The organism is Uliginosibacterium silvisoli, assembly GCF_036017035.1.
Taxonomy (GTDB): Bacteria; Pseudomonadota; Gammaproteobacteria; order Burkholderiales; family Rhodocyclaceae; genus Viridibacterium; species Viridibacterium silvisoli.
In genome coordinates, this window is sequence record NZ_JAYXHS010000001.1 from 1,890,300 (window position 1) to 1,908,957 (window position 18,658).

Sequence of the window (18,658 nt, forward strand, 5' to 3'; positions counted from 1 at the left end):
TGCAACGAAAAGTCTCTGGATCCCGGCCTTCGCCGGGATGACGAGGCATGGGAGGTTTGTCATGCTGACTGAGAACATCGAGCCCCTTGAACGCGACACACTTTACGACGCACCCACTCAAGCCCTCCTCGACGAATTCTGCGACTCACGCCACGACGTATTCACCCCCTGCGAATTCCGCATCAAGTGGGTGACGCAGGACTGGGAAGCGCGCGAGGCGCACGCACTGCGCCGCGCGGTCTTCTGCGTCGAGCAGGGCATCTTCCTCGGTGATGACCGCGATGCCATCGACGAGCGCGCGCAACTGCTCGTCGCCATGCTGTGCGTGGCCGGCATTCCCGATCAGGTCGTCGGCACCGTGCGCATCCATCGCGAGGAAGAAGATGGCCTGCCGAACCTCTGGTACGGCTCGCGCCTTGCCGTGCATGCGGCCTTCCGCAATCACGGCAAGCTCGGCGCAACGCTGATCCGCCTCGCCGTCACCAGCGCGCATGCACAGGGCTGCAAGACTTTCCGCGCGCATGTGCAAAGCCAGAACGTGCCGCTGTTCCGCCGCCTGCACTGGAACGTGATGCACCAGGAGACGCTGCTCGGCCGCTCCCATCACGCCATGCAGGCGGACCTCGATCATTACCCGCCGTGTTACGACCCGGTGAGTGGCTTCGTCACGCAATCGCGAGCCGCACGATGAGCCTGAAAGCCATCACCACTGCACTGCGTGAGAGCCGCGGTTTCGCGCACAAACGCGATATCAGCGACGTGGTCGGTGCGCTGTCTGCGTCGCTGCCCGGCGGCTTCAATGACATGTCGCAAGCCGTCGCCGTGGGTGACGACTGCGCTGCGATTCCCGATGGCGACGGCTACCTGTTGTTTGCCATTGAAGGCATGACGGAAGACTTCATCGCGAAGATGCCTTGGTTCGCTGGCTACAGCGGTGTGATGGTGAACATCAGCGATATCGCCGCGATGGGTGGGCGGCCGATTGCCGTCGTCGATGCGCTGTGGAGCAAGGGCATGCATCCGGCGGACGAAGTGATCAAGGGCATGGCTGCCGCTTCTGCCGCCTATGGCGTGCCCATCGTCGGCGGGCACAGCAACAACCGCAGTGAGCGTGGACAACTCGCCGTCGCGATTCTTGGCCGCGCGAAGAAGTTGCTCACCAGTTTCAACGCGCGGCCCGGCGACAAGCTGATGATGGCGATCGATCTGCGCGGCCAGTTCGAAGAGCCCTATCCCTGGTGGAACGCGTCGTCACGCACTGATGGTGCTCGCCTGCGTGGCGATCTGGAGTTGCTGCCCATGCTCGCCGAGAACGGGCTGTGCGATGCGGCGAAGGACATCAGCATGGCTGGTGCGGTTGGCACGGCGATGATGTTGCTGGAGTGTTCGGGTGTGGGCGCAGTGATAGACTTCGATGCGATCCCGCGACCTGAGGGTGTGGATCTGCAGCGCTGGCTGACTGCGTTTCCGAGTTTTGGATTTGTGTTGAGTGTGCGGCCTGAGAATGTAGGTGCGGTGCAGGAGTTGTTTGCTGCGCGGAATATCGCTTGTGCGTGCGTGGGTGATGTGAAGGCGGGTTCGCAGGTGGTGTTGCAGCAGGGTAATGAGACAGAAGTGCTTTGGGATTTTTCTCAGGATGCTTTCATCACGCCGAGTGTGCGGGAGATGAAAAGTGTCTAGGGCAATTGCTGCAGCCCTCTCCCCCAACCCCTCTCCCGCAGGCGGGAGAGGGGAGTTCGCATCGGCGCGCTTAGGCAACTGTGGGCTCGAGACATCGGCTGCCAATCAAGTGGCAAGCCAGGAGTTGCTCCCCTCTCACACTTGTGGGAGAGGGGCAGGGGGAGAGGGTGCGTTCAATCAACAACGGCCCCTGCACATTGCGCTGCTAACGCATTCGATCAATCCACGCGGCGGCGTAGTCCACACGCTCGAACTCGCGAACGCTCTGCACAACGCCGACCACACCGTCACCATCATGGCCCCGGCCGAAGCAGGCCAGACGCTCTTCCGCGACATGCCCTGCGAAGTGCAACTCATCCCCGTTGCCGCAGCATCGAAAGACACAGTGGAGATGGTCGCATCGCGCATAGACGCCTACGTAAGCCACCTCACGAGCACCCTGCAGCACCAGCACTTCGACATTCTCCACGCGCAGGACAGCATCAGCGGCAACGCGCTTGCCAACTTGAAGGAACGCAGCCTGATCGCAGGCTTCGTGCGCACCGTGCATCACCTCGACAACTTCACCAATCCACAACTTGCAACGTGGCAGATGCGTGCCTGGCGTGAGGCAGACACGGTGCTGTGCGTGAGTCAGCTGTGGCGCGCGCACATGCGCAGCGAACACGGCGTCGACACGCAGCTCGTGCATAACGGTGTTGATGCCGAGCGCTATTCGACACGCACCGATGCAAGCGATGCGCGCGTAAGAGGCGAGCTGAACATCGGCATGAACAAACCGGTCTTCCTCGCCGTCGGTGGCATTGAAGAACGCAAGAACACGCTACGCATCCTGCAGGCTTTCATCCAGTTCCACGCACGCATGCCGGCCGCGCGTCTCGTCATCGCCGGCGGCGCCAGCCTGCTCGATCACAACAGTTACAGCCGCGAGTTTCACACGCTACTGCGCGAGAGCGGCCTGAGCTTTGGCGCGGGGCAAGCGGTGCACATCACCGGCACGCTCATCGATGCCGACATGCCCGCGCTGTTCCGCGCGGCTGATGTATTGCTCATGCCTTCCCTGCGCGAAGGCTTCGGCCTCGTTGTGCTGGAGGCACTCGCCAGTGGCACGCCCGTCGTCGTATCGCAGATCGCGCCTTTCACGGAATACCTCGACGAAGCGCTGTGCCATTGGTGTGATCCATCCGACGCGGACTCCATCGCCGATGCCATGCGCATCGCAGCGTCGGCCACGCGCGGTGCCGCACTGCGCGAACTGGCCGCCTCACTGATCGACACCTTCAGCTGGCAACGTAGTGCCGAAGGTCACGTCGCGCTGTACCGCAAGCACCTTGCTGAATCCACGTCGGCGCTCGCCGACGCCACAACCTGAGAGAACCAACATGCCCGTCATGCACTTCCGCGTCCGCTGGCCGGACAACAGCGAGCTCAACTGCTATTCGCCCTCGCTGGTCATCAAGGATTTCCTCACGCCCGGCGAACGCTACCCGCTTGGCGACTTCATGAACCGTAGCCGCGAGGCGCTGAACATCGCCTCCGAGCGTGTGCGCGCGAAGTACGGCTTCGCGTGTTCGTCGGCGATGGATCAGTTGGCGGAACTGGAAGCGCGAGCACAGATATTCAGCACTACACCCGACGCGCAGATTGAAGTGCTGGGGTTCGAGGAATGAATGCCCATGCTTCCCACTCCGTCATTCCCGCGAAGGCGGGAATCCAGCGGCGTTCAATGCACGTCCGCTGGCCGACAAGTTGGTCTGAATGTCGCCAGAAATTTGAAGCAACCCCGCGCAACTGAATCGACACCTGAAATCAACGCCACTGGATTCCCGCTTTCGCGGGAATGACGGCAAGAAACATGCAGAAGGAAAACGCCACCATGAACTCCACCATCCAGCATCACAATGTCATCATCGTCGGCGGCGGTCAGGCAGGCCTGTCGATGAGCTATTACCTGCAACAGTCGCAGGTCGATCACCTCGTGCTGGAGAAGAAGACCCTCATGCACAGCTGGCGCAATGCGCGCTGGGATACGTTCTGCCTCGTCACGCCGAACTGGCAGTGCGCCTTGCCCGGCTACCCGTACCAGGGCAACGACCCGCATGGCTTCATGGTGAAGCACGAGATTCTCGAATATCTCGATGGCTTCGCGCGCCACGTGAATGCGCCGGTGCTCGAAGGTGTGAGTGTGCTGCGCGTGGCGGTGCGCGCAGAGGGCGGCTACAGCGTGAGCACTTCACGCGGCGAGTTCACGGCGGATCAGGTCGTGGTCGCCTCGGGCGGCTATCACCAGCCCATCGTGCCGCGCATGGCCGAGCGCTTGCCGGCGAGCATCACGCAGGTGCACTCGGAACAGTACAAGAATCCACGGAGCCTGCCGGAAGGCGCGGTGCTGGTCGTCGGCTCGGGGCAGTCGGGCGCGCAGATCGCAGAGGACCTGCACCTCGCCGGTCGCAAGGTCTATCTCGCGACGGGCGATGCACCGCGCTGCGCGCGTTTCTATCGCGGCAAGGATGTGGTCGACTGGCTTGCCGACATGAACTACTACGAGATGCCCGTCGAGCAGCATCCGCTCAAGGAGGGCGTGCGCGACAACACCAATCACTACGTCACGGGCCGCGATGGCGGGCGCGATATCGACCTGCGCAAGTTCGCGACACAGGGTATGGAGCTGTTCGGACGCCTGCACGATTATGCGGATGGCAATCTGCAGTTTGCCCCCGACCTCGCCGCCAACCTCGAGCATGGCGACACGATCTACAACGGCATCAACGCGAGCATCGACAAGTACATCGCGAAGATGGGCATCGATGCGCCGGCAGGCGGTGTGTACGAGCCGCTATGGCAGGTGACAGAAGAGCGCACCGCGCTCGATCCTGTGGCTGCTGGCATTACCAGTATCGTGTGGTGCATCGGTTTCACGCCAGACTTCAGCTGGTGCGACGTGCCGGTGTTCAACGGCCGTGGTTATCCAGGCCATGTGCGTGGCGTGACGAAGCAGCCGGGCCTGTACTTCCTCGGCCTGCCCTGGTTGCACACCTGGGGCTCGGGCCGCTTCTCGGGTGTCGCGCGCGATGCGGCCTTCCTTGCCGAGCAGATCGCCGTCCGGGTCGCTGCGTGTGCGGCTGGAGACGGTGGCGCGATGCGCGCGGCAGCCTGAGGCGGATAGGTGCGTTCGGCGGTCAGCCCTCCAGCCAGCCGCTGATCAGGCGTGCGACGTCTGCAATCGCCAGATCGCGCTGGGGGCCGGGTACTTTTGCGCCGGTCAGGTACACGCTCAGCAGGATGGGCGCGCGACCGGGCGGGCGGATGATGGCAATGTCATTGCTGGTGCCCCTGTCTCCGGTGCCCGTCTTGTCACCGACAAGCCAGCCTGGTGGGACGCCGGCACGGATGCGGGCATTGCCGGTCTGTGTCGCGTCCAGCCACCTCAGCAGGGTTGCTCGTGAGCCCGGCGCGAGCAGGTCTCCCAAGAGAATCTTCTTCATCGTGTCGGCCATTGCTGCCGGCGTCGTGGTGTCGCGCGGGTCGCCGGGGCGTGCCTCGTTGAGCGAGGGCTCATTGCGGTCGAGCCGGGTGAGCTTGTCGCCGCTGGCCCGCAGCCAGCCGGTGAGACCTGCGGGCCCGCCGAAGCTGGCCAGCAGGAGATTCGCCGCCGTGTTGTCACTCAGGGTAATGGCAGCTTCGCAGAGCGCCGCTACGCTGAGGCCCGCGCCGCCAACGTGATCTTTCGTGCCGGGTGAATACGCCTGCAGGTCCTGCTCGGTGAATGCGATGCGTCGCTCCAGCTGCTCTTTGCCTGCGTCCACACGGCTCAGCACGTACGCGGCGGCGAGAAACTTGAAGGTGCTGCACATGGGGAAGCGCTCGTCCAGGCGCAAGCCGGCGCGTTTGCCGCTGCCGCTATCGACCAGGCACACACCCAGGCGCCCGCGTGTGCTGGTTTCGATCTTGTGCAGCCTGGTGACAATGTCATCCGCCGCCAGGCCGATGAGCGGGTAGGTGGCGAACGGAAGCGTGGCGAGCGGGATGATCGCGCTGCCCAGGAACTGTCGTCTGTTGATCATGGCGTCTCCTTCGAAAGACGGCACTTTCCACCTCGCCGCGCCGGCTCGCAAGCGATAGTATTTGTCGCCCTGCGATAGAAAAACTTTTGCCATGGCGCGTACCCAGCTTCCTCTCAATGCGTTACGGGCTTTCGAGTCTGCCGCGCGCCATCTCAGCTTCACGCTCGCTGCGGCCGAACTCTGCGTGACGCAGGCGGCGATCAGCCAGCAGGTGAGGGGGCTTGAAGCGCGGCTGGGTGTCATGCTGTTCCGCAGGCTGCCGCGCGGGCTCGCCTTGACTGACGAAGGGCATGCCTTGCTGCCGGTGCTCGTGGATTCCTTCGGGCGCATGGAGGCCGTCGTGCAGCAGTTCGACAGCGGTCACTTCTTCGAGGTGCTGACTGTCGGCGTCGTCGGCACTTTCGCCGTAGGCTGGCTGCTGCCGCGCCTGCGTGCCTTTCGCGAGACTTGTCCTTTCGTTGACCTGCGCCTCATGACGAACAATAACAAGGTCGACCTCGCCGCCGAGGGGCTGGATTTCGCCATCCGCTTCGGAGATGGCAACTGGCAGGGTCTGCAGAGCGAACACCTCATGAACGCGCCGCTCACCGTGTTGTGCGCGCCGACGCTCGCATTACGCATCACTTCGGCTGGCGCACTGGTGCGTGAGCCGCTGCTGCGCTCCTATCGCCCTGAAGACTGGCCCGCATGGTTCGCAGCGGCCGGTGTCGAATGCCCGGCCATTCGCGGGCCGATGTTCGATTCATCGCGCCTGATGGTTGAAGCGGCCATGCAGTGCGCGGGCGCCGCGCTCGCGCCGGCCTCCATGTTCGCCAGCGAGCTGAACGAAGGCCGACTGGTCCAGCCGCTGCCGATCGAGGTGACGACGGGTGCCTACTGGCTCACCAGCCTGAAGAGCAGGAAGCCCAGCGTTGCGATGGGCGTTTTTCGCGACTGGTTGCGGGGTCAGGCGCTCATGTGCCCGGCATGACACCGGCAGTCGACTGCGCGGCTCTGGTGCTTCAGTTTGTCCGCGCCTCGCTCGGTGGGTGGCCGACGATGCGCTTGAAGGCACGGCTGAAGGCGGCCTCGGAGTCGTAGCCGAGACGATTGGCGACGACGGCCACGCGCATGCCTTCGCGCGCAATCAGATGGCGCGCCTGGAACATCTTCACGCGCGCCACGTAGCGGGCCGGGCTTTCGCCGACGGCGCGGGTGAACTTGTCGGCGAAGCTGGAACGGGAGGCGCCCATCAGCTCCGCCAGGTCGGTGACGGACCAGTCGCGTTCCGGCTGCTTGTGGATTGCTGCGAGCACCTTGCCCACGACGGGACAGCGCACGGCAGCAATCCAGCCGCTGGCATCGCTACAGGCGCATTCCACCCAGGCGCGGATGATGCTCGCCGCGAGCACGTCGGCAAGACGCGCAAGGATGCCGCAGGCTCCGATGCGGTTCAGGGTGATCTCACGCTCCATGGCTTCGAGCAGGGCGGGTACGGCAGGGTCGCGCTGTGCCAGCTCACCTGCGCGCATGAGGTCCGGCATCATCGTCATCAAGGGGTGCAGGGGGTCGAGGTTGAAGCGCATGGCGCCGCAGAACAGCACGTCGGCCGCTGCTGCCGGCATCGTCGTCAGGGCTGTTTCAGTCTCCGGCGCGACTTCGTCATGCACGCGGTAGATGTTGCCCGCCACGGGTTCGCGTGCCAGCGCCTCGATGGCTACCGGCGGCACCTCGGGCGAGCTGGCCAGCACATGCGCGCTGCCGCGCGGCATCAGCACCGCGTCGCCGGGATTCAGGCGGATCCAGTCCCCGTCCTGCATGCGCAGCCAGCAGGCACCGTGTGCAACGAAGTGGAAACGCGCCGAGCGCTGTGCCGGAAAGCTGATGGCCCAGGGCGTGTGCATCGCGCAGCGACCGTACTCCACGCCATCCAGCCGCAGACCCAGCAGGATCTCGGTGAGCATGTCGGGCAAGTCTTGGCGAGGTTCTATGGACGATTGAGCAAGCATATCGGCTTTTATGGCATGGAAACGCCAAGATATTACCTCTAAGCTGGAGCCTCGTTCCATAAGAGAAAACTCCACGAGAGAAAGCCAGCTGCCATGACAAACGAAGCGAGCTATACCGCCACCCCCGCCGATCTGCTGGACGCAACGGGTCCCGACAGTGACGCCATCGGCGGAGCTGACACTGGCGTCGCCAACTGGCCCGCCATCGCATCGCTGACACTGGGGGTGTTCGGCCTCGTCACCGCCGAATTCCTGCCGGCCAGCCTGTTGACGGCCATGTCGGCGGATCTGCATATTTCCGACGGCGCAGCCGGCCAGGCCGTGACGGCAACGGCCATCGTCGGCGCCATCGCTGCGCCGACGATTCCGCTGCTGACGCGCAATCTTGATCGCAAGCGCGTGATGCTGGCGCTGACCGTGCTGCTGGTGCTCTCCAACGCGCTGGCGGTGACAGCTGACAACCTGACCGTGCTGCTGACTTCGCGTGTGATGCTGGGCGTGGCGCTCGGCGGTTTCTGGTCGATGGCTGCAGCGCTGGCCATGCGCCTCGTGCCACTGCCCCTGTTCGCACGCGCCATGTCACTGGTCCTCACCGGCGTGTCTGTGGCGACCGTGTGCGCCGCGCCGGTCGGTGCCTACATGGGCGCGCTATGGGGTTGGCGTAGCGCCTTCGTTGCCGCGGGCGGCGTGAGCCTCATTGCGCTGGCCGTGCAGTTGCTTGCCATTCCGAAGTTGCCACCGAAGGACAATCCGAACCTGCGTGTACTGCTCGAACTGCTGGGGCGCGGTCCGGTGCGCGTCGCCCTGATCGCCGTGGTGCTGGTCATCTCGGGTCATTTCGCGGGTTTCACCTACATCCGCCCGCTGCTGGAAGAGATCACGCACCTGCCGGTGGCAGCGATTTCGGGCGTGCTGCTCGGTTACGGCATCGGTGGCTTCTTCGGCAACTTCGCCGGCGGCTTCATTGCCGAGCGTAGCGAACGGCTGGCCGTGGTGTTCGGTGGAGCCCTGATCGCGGCGATTGCCATCACGCTGTGCTTCGCCGCCGGTTCGGCCATCGTCACGGGTATCGCAATTGCACTGTGGGGCTTTGCCTTCGGTGCTTTTCCGGTCGGCTTCCAGACCTGGATCGTGCGTGCCGCGCCGGATCAGGCCGAGGGCGCAGGCGGCCTGCTGGTTGCCGCGTTCCAGATCGCCATCGCCAGTGGCGCCATCGGTGGCGGCTTGCTCGTCGATCACATCGGCGCGCTGGGTGGTCCGCTGTTCGCGGCGGTGGCGGTGAGCCTCGGTACTTTGCTGACCCTGCGCTACGGCCCACGTGCTGCGCAATGAGTGGTCAATGACGTAAGCATCACCGGCGGGTGCGCCCTGCCGGTGATGCGCGCGGGTGCAATGCCCGCGAGCTTGTCCTTTTCCTGAATCCATCCAGAGGTATCACATGACGCAATCCACGTCCGTCAATCGCCGTGTCGTTCTCGCTGCCCGCCCGCATGGCCTGCCGCGCCTCACGGACTTCCGTATCGAAGAGTTGCCAGTGCCCGCGCCGCAGGACGGGCAGATACTGCTGCGTACGGAATGGCTTTCGCTCGATCCATACATGCGCAACCTGATGGAGGAGGTCGGCCCCGGCTATGCCGAACCCGTCGCGTTGGGCGCGCCCATGGTGGGCGGTACGGTCAGCCGTGTCATCGCTTCGCGGCACGCACGATTCCATGAAGGTGACCTGGTGCTCGCCAACGCCGGCTGGCAGGACTATGCGCTGTCCAGCGGCGAAGATCTGCTGGCACTTGGCGACATGGCCCAGCCTTCGCTGGCGCTTGGCGGTCTCGGCATGACGGGCTTCACCGCATACGTCGGCCTGCTCGACATTGGCCAGGTGCAGGCCGGTGAGACCGTTGTCGTGGCCGCTGTAACGGGCGCCGTCGGTGCCGTCGTCGGCCAGATCGCGAAGCTCAAAGGCGCGCGCGTGGTCGGCATTGCCGGTGGCGCCGACAAGTGCCGTCATGCGGTCGAGGTGCTGGGCTTCGATGCCTGCCTCGACCATCGCGAACCGCTACTTGCCGAGCGCCTGGCAGCGGCTTGCCCGACCGGTATCGATGTGTACTTCGAAAGCGTGGGCGGCGCCGTGTTCGAGGCGGTGCTGCCGCTGTTGCGGCTGGGAGCGCGCGTGCCGGTGTGCGGCTTCATCGCGCACTACAACGAAGACGCGCTGCCACCTGGCCCCAACCGCCTGCCGCAGCTGATGGCGAGCTTGCTGCAGAGGCGCATCCGCATGCAGGGTTTCATCATCCTTGATCACTACGCCACGCGCTTTGAGGCTTTCCGCCGCGACATGGCTGAGTGGGTGGCAAGTGGTCGCGTCCAGTTGCACGAAGCGCGCGCGGCAGGCCTCGAGAACGCCCCGCAAGCCTTCATCGACATGCTGCAGGGGCGCAATCTTGGCAAGCAGGTGGTGAGTGTTGCCGACAGTCAGGCTTTCGAGCCTGGGGAGAGGCCCTCACTGTGACGTTCTCGCACATGGAGTTTTCAGACAGGCCGGCCCATGTCCACGTTCGTCAATTCAACGGTCGGCGCCGTTTTTACCCCGATCGGATTCCCAGCTCCGTCTATCAAACGGAAGGCGACCACTCTCTTCTCTGGCAAGCTTCCAGGCGAGCGATTGAGCATTGCAAAATCGGCGTTGCTCTCTACGTACGGGGACAATATGAAATATGTTCCACCGAGTGAGGCCATGAAAGGCGCTTTCCTGGTCTCTCCGTTGGAGAGTCTGGTCTCGAGCAATATTGCTTTGGGGCGCAGGGCAATCGCCAGCAAGGCTTTGGCGACCCCCACTGCTGGCGCAATGTTCAAGCGTGCGAAATCATATCTGGCATCGGCAGGCAGGTGCCAGTAGCCATCATGCTGCGCCGGCGTGATCTGTCTCGTCGTGATACTACGTTGTGTCTTCAGGCGAGAGAGAAGTGGAATCGGGTCGGTCGTAACCAGCTCATAGCGGGTGACCAGCTCCGGCCATAACAGGGGGTCTTCCTGCAGCGCGATGTGTCCATCTATGGGGGCGATACTGACAAAGAAATGCCTGGGAGCGGAGAGATCAGATGTCATGTGATCTCCGTTCAGGCGCGCGAGAGACGGGGTGTAGGCGCTGTAACTTTGAATCACCGGTCTTGGCGACCATTTGAGACTGCTTGCAAATAGCCAGGACAGATCGATCGAGGCTATATCTACCGTTGCATCGACTGCAGGTAGCGCAGAAGCGCTCATCAACACCAGCCGGGTTTTGCGAAGATCTCCGGAGGATGCCTTGCCCCGCAACTCTTGCAAGCCGTTCCATTGCTGGCTGATATGTAGCCAGGTGCGCCCCAGCACGCTGCCCTGCCCGTGATGGGGGAGGCTTGATCCCAGAAAGCACAGCGTCGCCCACAAAAGCGTGGATGTGAATACTGTTTTGCGAGGAATCTGTTTTTCCGGATCGAGCAGCGAGATCAGAAGGGCTGACCCTGTAAATGCGAGATAGGTGGAAACATGCTCACCATCGTGGCGGACGAAGCCTTGTTTGAATGCAAGCCAGGCCATGAAGACAAGTGCCATCGTCGTAGTCAGAGCGAGTATTCCAGCCCTGGAGGTGATGCCCGTGAGATGAGGCCTCAGCTTGAGAACCAGATGGCACACCAGGATGCAGAACAGAAGAGCGCCGATGATCAGTTCGTTGTCAGGGCCACTCTTTCCCATCGCGGCAGAATAGCCGGCGGCCACCTGTGCATCATTCAGGACGAAGGGCGCCAGACTACCCAGATCCTGTCCTGCAGCGAGCCAGGCACCGAGAAAGCCCATGAAATAAGCCGGGCCCGGCGCGTAGCGCCTCCAGCCCGAATGCTGCCAATAAGAGGCCATGCTGAGTGGAACAAGTGCGCACAGCCCCGCGACGCCGAGCGTGAACTTGCACAGCGCCAGGCTCCCCATGACGAGAGATACAAATACCGTGAGCTCGCTTCGCAAAACGATACGCTCGGCGCGACAGGCAACGCAGAAGAACAGACATAGGGCGAAGCCGTCTCTTGATGGCGTCACCAGGAGCGGGAGCAGGGCCCAGAGGCGTATCCATGACCGGGGTGGGTCTGTTGGAAGGAGAGGCCCTGTGATGACGAAGACCATTGTAAGGATCAAGGCTCCCCATAGAAGCATGGAGAGTTCTTGGAGTTGGGCCCCGCCAGAATTCACGTAGAGGGAACCGAGAGGCCCGTACGTGAACACAATGTCACGACCGAACTGCATGCCCTGTGCCAGACCGTGTGCAATGGCTTGCTGCCATGATGGGTCTAGCCCATCCGCCGGGGGAACACTTCCGAACGGCAGATAGAAGGCAACGAGTACCACTGCCGCAATGAATGCTGAGTAGTTGACGGTTTTCATGTCACTTCAATCTCGTGAGATCGGCCGTTACCAAGGGTATCGGAATCGATGGAGCCTGTGTGTCGCTCGCGTGAAGGGCTTGCCTCCCTTGGGTATGTTGATGGCTTGTGCGCCATGGGTAACCGGTGGGGTCTCGGCTACCTGGCGCCTGATGGAAGTAAGCTCAGGCGATCTGCCGCATCTGGCTCAGCTCGAAGCTGCCGATAAGGTGGCCGGCCTGCGCGCGAAAGGCGTCCATGTGTGCGCCGTTCATGTGGTTCTCCCACGCGGTGCGGTCGGCCCAGCGCTCGAAGAAGATCACGTCTCCCGCTTGTTGCTCCGATTCGTGCAGGTCGTAGAGGATGCAGCCGGGCTGCTTGCGTACGATGTCCACGAGTTGCTTCTGGGCTGCGACGAGAGCGGTTTCGTGGCCGGGCTTGGCGGTGACGTGCGCGACGATGATGAGGTCCGACATGTTCATTCTCCTGTGAGGGCGCTGCGTGATGGGTTGGCAACGACGTGTTGACGGAGCGAACGATATTGCTGAATGCTGCGGTGATAAACCGGGCGCGCGTGCATTCATTCTGCGCACCGTGGAAACAATCGCGAGGCACAATCAGGCATGGATCGACTCGATACGTTTCGCCTCTTCGTCAGGCTCATGGAGCTGGGCAGTTTTGCGGCAGCGGCCGCGGAGCTGGGTGTCTCGCCGTCGGCTGCGAGCAAGGCCATCAACCAGCTCGAGGCATCACTTGGCGCCAGGCTCCTGCATCGCACGACACGACGCCTGTCGTTGACCGAAGCCGGCACAACCTACCTCGAGCGGGCGCGCGCTGTCCTGCTGGCTGTGGAAGAGGCCGATGCCGAAGCGGCGGGGGCTACGGTTTCGGCCAGCGGGCGGCTGCGCCTGAACATGCCGATGGCACTCGGGCTCGCTGATCTGGGCGAAGCCCTGGCCGACTTCGCTGCCGAGCATCCGGGTATCGAGCTGGATGTTGATCTCGGCGACCGCCACGCCGATCTGCTTGCAGAAGGTTTCGACCTCGGCTTGCGCGCCACGACCGATCCGAAGGATTCGAGTTATGTGGCGCAGCGTATTGCTGCATTTCCTCTGCATATCTGCGCGGCGCCGGCCTACATGGAACGACATGGCCGGCCGGCGACGCCGGACGATCTCGCTGAGCACGCCTGCTTTGCCTACGTCTATGCCACGGCTGGCTTGCGCTGGCCTTTGCGCTGGCGCGGGCAGACCCATGTGGTCATCACGCCGCGCATGCGCGCCAACAACACCTTGTTCCTGAAACGCCTGGTGCTGGCTGGTCTGGGTATCGCCGTGCTCCCCGGCTTCGTGGCGAAACCGGAAATCGATACCGGCGCGCTTGTGGAGTTGTTCCCGGATGTCGAGCGACCACCCCTGCTGCTCTTCGCGCAGTATCCCGAGCGACGTCTCACGCCGCATAAGGTATCGGTCTGCGTGGCCTTCCTGAAAGACTGGTTCGCCGCGCGACAGGCGTGAGCGTCAGGCCGCGGCGGGAACGCCTGTGGCGGCGTTGTCCGTCTGTGTGTCCGCGTCTTCCGCCCAGCGCTCCTTGATCTCTATCATCGCCGGCAGGTCGGCGATGAAGAGCTCGACGAGCTGCGGATCGAAATGCTGGCCTGCGCCGTCGCGGATGTGGGTGACCGCTTCGTCGACGGACCAGGCCCGCTTGTAGGGACGCACCGAGGTCAGCGCGTCGAAAACGTCGGCGACGGCGATGATGCGTCCTTCGAGCGGGATGTCTTCGCCTGCGAGGCGATTGGGGTAGCCGCTGCCGTCCCATTTCTCGTGGTGGGTCAGGGCGATGCGGCGCGCCATGGCCAGCATGCCGCCTTCGTGCTCGCCGATGATGTCTGCGCCGATGGCGGCATGTGTCTGCATGATGGCCCACTCTTCGGCGTCGAGCTTGCCCGGTTTCTGCAGGATACGATCGGGGATGCCGATCTTGCCGATGTCATGCATGGGCGCTGCATTGAGCAGATCGTCCGCCTCGCGTTCGCTCATGCCGATGGCGCGACCCAGACGTTGCGAGAAATGACTCATGCGGATGACATGCTTGCCGGTCTCGTTGTCCTTGTACTCGGCGGCAAGGCCGAGTCGCTGCACGATCTGCAGGCGGCTCTCGCGCAGCTCGTCCACCCGTACCAGCGAGAGATGGTTGCGCACGCGGGCGCGCACGATGGGCGGTGACAGTGGCTTGGTGATGTAGTCGACGGCACCGGCGTTGAAGCCTTCCAGCTCGTCGCTCATGTCTGACAGCGCAGTGACGAAGATCACCGGCAGGTGCGCGGTGAGTGCGTCGTGCTTGAGTGCGCGGCAGGCGTCGTAGCCTGTCATGCCCGGCATCATGACGTCGAGCAGGATGAGGTCGGGGCGTTCCTGTCGCGCCAGCTCGATGGCGCGTGCGCCGTCCTTGGCGAACAACAGGCGGTAATCGTGCTGCAGGATCTGGCGAAGTAGCTGCAGGTTGGCGGGCTCGTCGTCGACGAGGAGCAGGCTGGGGCGCGTGTCCGGTGGGGTCATGGAGAGGTCTCCGTCTCCTGCAAGGCATCGAGGAAGGTGGCCAGGTGCTGGCGGGCCGCTGCGAAATCGAAGTCGTCGATGAAGCGCTGCAAGGTCTGCAACTGCGGGATGCCGGCAGGCATCGCCGCGCTGAAGCGGGCCAGGGCTTCGTCGTCGAGCGCGCCCTGGCCGAGCGTTTCGATGAGCCTGCTGCCGGCGCTGCGCAACGTGGCGTAGTCCATGTCGAGCTGCGTTTGCGCCGCTTGCTCGCGTGCGCGCTCCGCGACGGTCTCGCTGGCCACCGCGGCCAGGGCGCGTTCGCAGGCGTGCTCCGTGTCGTTCAGGGCTGCCTGGATGCCGGCAAGGCGCGAAGGTTCGTGCGCGGCTGCGGCACAGGCGCTCTCGAGTTGTTCGAGGGCGTCGGCCAGATGTTCGAGGCCCAGATTGCCGGCGAGGCCGCGCAGGCGATGCGCTTCGCTGCGCGCGTCTGCTTCGCGCCGGTTGGCGAGGTGCGCGCCAAGTGTGCGCATGGCGAGCGGCAGGTCGTCGGCCAGGCGTAGCAGGGCACCGACCCAGCTCGCGCGTTCGCCACCCCAGCGCATCAGGCCGCTGCGCGTGGCCAGGGTCTGACGCGAACGTACCACCGGCTCACTGCTGATCTCGACATCGCGCAGGCCCAGCACGCGTGCGATCTCGCGGCTGAGCGCCAGCAGTTCGACGGGTTTGGACGCGAAGCCATCCATGCCGGCCTGGCGTGCAGCGTCGCGGTCGGCATCCATCACGCTTGCGGTAAGGGCGATGACGGGCACGCGCGGACTGTTGCCCGCCTGTTCGCGGGCACGGATGCGGCGCGTGGCTTCCAGCCCGTCGATGCCTGGCATCTGTACGTCCATGAGGATCACGTCGTAACGGTCGGAGGTGGCGAAGGCCACCGCACTGGCACCGTCGTTGGCCAGTACGACGGTGTGGCCGTAGCGGCGCAGGATGATGCTCAGCAGTTCGAGGTTCTGGCGCACATCGTCGACGGCGAGCACGCGCAGCGGCGGCAGCTTGAGCGTGGCGCGGCGCCCGTCTACCGGTGCAGTGCCCTGTTCGGCCGCGGGCAGGGGCAGCACGAAGTGGAAGACCGAGCCCACGCTCACCTCGCTCTCAACCCAGATGCGCCCGCCCATGAGCTCGACGAGTTGCTTGCTGATCGTGGTGCCGAGGCCGGTGCCACCGAAGCGGCGGCTCATCGAGGCATCGGCCTGCGTGAAGGGGTCGAAGATGGCGGCGATGCGGTCGGGCGGAATGCCGATGCCGGTGTCGCGCACGCTGAAGTGCAGGGCGTCGCCCTCGGGCTTTACGCTGAGCGCAATCTCGCCGCGCTCGGTGAACTTGATGGCGTTGGAGAACAGGTTGGTGATGACCTGGCGCACGCGCAGCGCATCGCCGCGATATGTATTGCCAAGTGCCTTGTCATAGTCGAGATGGAACTTGAGGCCCTTGTCGCGCAGGCTGCCCGATAGCGTGGAGGAGATCTCGTCGATCAGCGCGAGCAGATCGAAGTCGCCGAGCTCCAGCTCGACCGCGCCACGGTCGAGCTTGGCCGAATCGAGAATTTCGTTGAGCAGGCGCAGCAGTGCGCGCGAGGCGTTGCGCACGGTCTCGAGATGGCGGCGCTGGTCGCCGACCAGTTCGCCGTCGAGCAGCACATCGGTGAAGCCGATGATGGCGTTCATCGGTGTGCGGATCTCGTGACTCATGTTGGCGAGGAAGGCGGCGCGTGCGGTGGCGGCCTGCTCGGCGCGCTCTTTCGCTTCGCGCAGGTCCTGCTCCATCTGCTTGCGTGCGGTGATGTCGGTGGCGAACTTGATGATCTTCTGCAGGCGACCATCGGCACCATAGACGGGGTTGTAAGTGGCCTGTATCCAGTACGGGCGGCCGTCCTTGCGGAAACGCAGGTACTCGCCTGCGTCGAACTCGCCACGACCGAGGCGCGCCCACAGGTCGGTGTAGGCATCGCTGTGCACGTATTGTGGGTCGCACAGGATGCCGTGATGCCGGCCGCGCAACTCGTCGAGCTGGTAACCCGTGAGTTGCAGGAAGTTATCGTTGGCGCTCAGTACCTGGCCGTACAGGTCGAACTCGACGACGGCCAGCGAGCGACTGAGGGCGTGCACCGTGCCTTCGAATTCGGCGCTGCGGCGGCGTGTGTCGGTCACGTCGAGCAAGACGCCATCTACCCACAAGGCATTGCCCTGCGCGTCGAACTCCGGCGTGCCGGATTCCCACACCCAGCGCTCACTGCCGTCGCGCACGACGATGCGGTAGGTCGCCTCGTAGCTGCGCCGCTCGGCAATGGCCTGCGCCACGTCGTTGGCGAGCTGGGCGTAGTCGTCGGGATGCACGAGGCTTTTCCAGCCGCGCCGGCCGTGCATGAACTCGTCGGGCTCCCAGCCGGTGACGCCCGTCACGGCGTCGCTGACGAAGACCAGGCTCCACAATTCGTCGAAGAGGCAGCGGAAGCTCACGCCCGGCATGTTGCGGATCAGGGTGCGCAGCTGTTGCTCGCTGCCGCGCAGGGACTGTTCCATCGCATGGCGTTCGCTGATGTCGGTCACCACGGCGACGAACAGCGGCTTGCCCGGCAGGGTCATGCGGCCGATGGCGACGCGGATCGGCAGCTGGCTGCCATCCTTGCGCATGCCGCTCAGCTCGCGGCCCTGGCCCAGCCAGAGCGCCTTGCCGTCCGCGAGGTATTCGCGCCGGCGCTGGTCGTAAGCGCTGCCGTCCTCACTGCTCACCAGCATGTTGGCGGGTTTGCCGATGACCTCGCTCGCTGCCCAGCCGAAGATGCGTTCTGCCGCCGGATTGAAGTCGCGCACGATGCCGTCGCTGTCGATCGTCATCATGCCGTCGGCCGCCGTGTCGAACACTGCTTGCAGACGCGATTCGTTGAACTGCATCCGACGATACAGCTCGCGGTAGCGCAGCAGACTGTTGGCCGCCGCGACGAAGACGGCCAGTGTCACCACGACCAGCGCGACGGCGAGCGCAACGAAGCCGGTGTTGAGTGCCATGGCGCTGCCGGGTTCTTCGACGCCGACGAAACGCGCTGCCGCCATGCCGGTGTAATGCATGCCGGCGATGGCCAGGCCCATGATGATGCCGCTCGGCAGGATGCCCCAGCGCGGGCCGATGCGGTCCGCCAGCCAGCCGCGCCCGCCATTGCCGAAGCGCACCCCCAGCGCAAGAATGGCCAGCGCCACGGCGACGACGATGGAGATGCCGAAGCCGACCGGGTCGTAGCGCAGCGAGGGCGCCATCTGCATCGCTGCCATGCCGCTGTAATGCATGGTGCCGATGCCGGCGCCGACCAGCACGCCGCCCGTGCCCAGTTGCCAGCGCGTGATGCGAGGCTGGATGAGGAGTTGCAACGCCACCCAGGACGCGGCCAGCCCCGGTAGCAGGGACAGCAGCGTGATGCCCGGCGCGTACTCGACCGCCACGCACAGGCTGAACGCCAGCATGCCGATGAAATGCATCGCCCAGATGCCGCCGCCGAGTGCCAGTGCACCCGTCACCACCGCCACCTGACGATGCAGGACAACGTCGGTCTGGCGTGCCATGCCGGCCACCTGTAGCGCCATGGTCGCCGCGAAGATGGCGATGCCGACCGACAGCACGACCAGCCAGGGCTGGTAGCTGCCGACGAGCAGCAGCCCGGGGGCTGTGTCGAAAAGGAACATGCGGCTGGGGTCGAACATAGGCTTCCGTAGCAAATCTGGGGGGCACGGCAGACGCAAGGCCGTGCCTTCGATCCTTGCTTAACGGCAGCCTGTTCGTTGCTTGTAGCGCTACGGCGCGAAAAAACAGAAATTCACAGTGCTGGCAGGGGCCAGCGCGGCAAGGCGACGGCCATGGCACACTGTGCGCCCCGCGCGGGCTTGCCGCCTGGCGTAACGATCCACTTGCGGGGATGACGATGATCGACGCGGTCCGCCCGGGGGAACTGC

15 protein-coding genes are annotated in these 18,658 nt (G+C 64.2%); 9 read left to right on the forward strand and 6 right to left on the reverse strand.

The features are described 5' to 3' along the window. The first annotated feature begins 61 nt into the window (after positions 1-61). The 5 genes from VVD49_RS08590 (at position 62) to VVD49_RS08610 (ending at position 4,837) form a co-directional block, all read left to right on the forward strand. Positions 62-691 (forward strand): MSMEG_0567/Sll0786 family nitrogen starvation N-acetyltransferase, encoded by a 630-nt coding sequence (locus tag VVD49_RS08590; RefSeq protein WP_327598727.1) that lies wholly within the window; start codon positions 62-64, stop codon positions 689-691. Then, positions 688-1,680 (forward strand): sll0787 family AIR synthase-like protein, encoded by a 993-nt coding sequence (locus VVD49_RS08595; RefSeq protein ID WP_327598728.1) that lies wholly within the window; start codon positions 688-690, stop codon positions 1,678-1,680. The genes VVD49_RS08590 and VVD49_RS08595 overlap by 4 nt, the downstream gene beginning before the upstream one ends. A gap of 109 nt (positions 1,681-1,789) precedes the next feature. Then, a complete protein-coding gene (locus tag VVD49_RS08600; RefSeq protein WP_327598957.1) occupies positions 1,790-3,052 on the forward strand; it encodes an MSMEG_0565 family glycosyltransferase in 1,263 nt (420 codons plus the stop codon). A gap of 10 nt (positions 3,053-3,062) precedes the next feature. Further along, positions 3,063-3,350 (forward strand): MSMEG_0570 family nitrogen starvation response protein, encoded by a 288-nt coding sequence (locus VVD49_RS08605; RefSeq protein WP_327598729.1) that lies wholly within the window; start codon positions 3,063-3,065, stop codon positions 3,348-3,350. Positions 3,351-3,556: 206 nt separating this feature from the next. Beyond that, positions 3,557-4,837 (forward strand): MSMEG_0569 family flavin-dependent oxidoreductase, encoded by a 1,281-nt coding sequence (locus VVD49_RS08610; RefSeq protein WP_327598730.1) that lies wholly within the window; start codon positions 3,557-3,559, stop codon positions 4,835-4,837. Positions 4,838-4,859: 22 nt separating this feature from the next. Here VVD49_RS08610 and bla read toward each other — a convergent pair whose 3' ends face one another. Continuing rightward, positions 4,860-5,744, reverse strand: a complete 885-nt coding sequence (gene bla, locus VVD49_RS08615; protein WP_327598731.1) for a class A beta-lactamase — start codon at positions 5,742-5,744, stop codon at positions 4,860-4,862. A gap of 91 nt (positions 5,745-5,835) precedes the next feature. On the opposite strand from bla, the gene VVD49_RS08620 reads away from it, so the two are divergent. Next, complete coding sequence (locus tag VVD49_RS08620; RefSeq protein ID WP_327598732.1) at positions 5,836-6,714, forward strand: LysR family transcriptional regulator; 879 nt, start codon at positions 5,836-5,838, stop codon at positions 6,712-6,714. 31 nt (positions 6,715-6,745) lie between these two features. Here VVD49_RS08620 and VVD49_RS08625 read toward each other — a convergent pair whose 3' ends face one another. After that, positions 6,746-7,687 carry an AraC family transcriptional regulator gene (locus VVD49_RS08625; RefSeq protein WP_327598733.1) on the reverse strand — a complete coding sequence of 314 codons (942 nt, stop codon included), beginning with the start codon at positions 7,685-7,687 and terminating at the stop codon, positions 6,746-6,748. 138 nt (positions 7,688-7,825) lie between these two features. On the opposite strand from VVD49_RS08625, the gene VVD49_RS08630 reads away from it, so the two are divergent. Continuing rightward, a complete protein-coding gene (locus VVD49_RS08630; RefSeq protein WP_327598734.1) occupies positions 7,826-9,064 on the forward strand; it encodes an MFS transporter in 1,239 nt (412 codons plus the stop codon). Between the two features lie 106 nt (positions 9,065-9,170). Beyond that, positions 9,171-10,238 (forward strand): NADP-dependent oxidoreductase, encoded by a 1,068-nt coding sequence (locus tag VVD49_RS08635; protein ID WP_327598735.1) that lies wholly within the window; start codon positions 9,171-9,173, stop codon positions 10,236-10,238. 20 nt (positions 10,239-10,258) lie between these two features. Here the strand turns inward: VVD49_RS08635 and VVD49_RS08640 are convergent, their stop codons facing one another. Both VVD49_RS08640 and VVD49_RS08645 read right to left on the reverse strand, forming a co-directional pair. Beyond that, entirely contained in the window at positions 10,259-12,142 is a 1,884-nt protein-coding gene (locus tag VVD49_RS08640; RefSeq protein WP_327598736.1) for a hypothetical protein, read from the reverse strand. Between the two features lie 163 nt (positions 12,143-12,305). Then, positions 12,306-12,596 (reverse strand): putative quinol monooxygenase, encoded by a 291-nt coding sequence (locus VVD49_RS08645; RefSeq protein ID WP_327598737.1) that lies wholly within the window; start codon positions 12,594-12,596, stop codon positions 12,306-12,308. 147 nt (positions 12,597-12,743) lie between these two features. Here VVD49_RS08645 and VVD49_RS08650 point away from each other — a divergent pair, with 147 nt between their 5' ends. Next, entirely contained in the window at positions 12,744-13,637 is an 894-nt protein-coding gene (locus tag VVD49_RS08650; protein WP_327598738.1) for a LysR family transcriptional regulator, read from the forward strand. Between the two features lie 3 nt (positions 13,638-13,640). Here VVD49_RS08650 and VVD49_RS08655 read toward each other — a convergent pair whose 3' ends face one another. Then, positions 13,641-14,681: an HD-GYP domain-containing protein gene (locus VVD49_RS08655; RefSeq protein WP_327598739.1), complete on the reverse strand. Its 1,041-nt coding sequence runs from the start codon at positions 14,679-14,681 to the stop codon at positions 13,641-13,643. After that, positions 14,678-18,409, reverse strand: coding sequence for a PAS domain S-box protein (locus VVD49_RS08660; protein WP_327598740.1), 3,732 nt, complete (start codon positions 18,407-18,409; stop codon positions 14,678-14,680). The genes VVD49_RS08655 and VVD49_RS08660 overlap by 4 nt, the downstream gene beginning before the upstream one ends. Positions 18,410-18,658 lie beyond the last annotated feature (249 nt).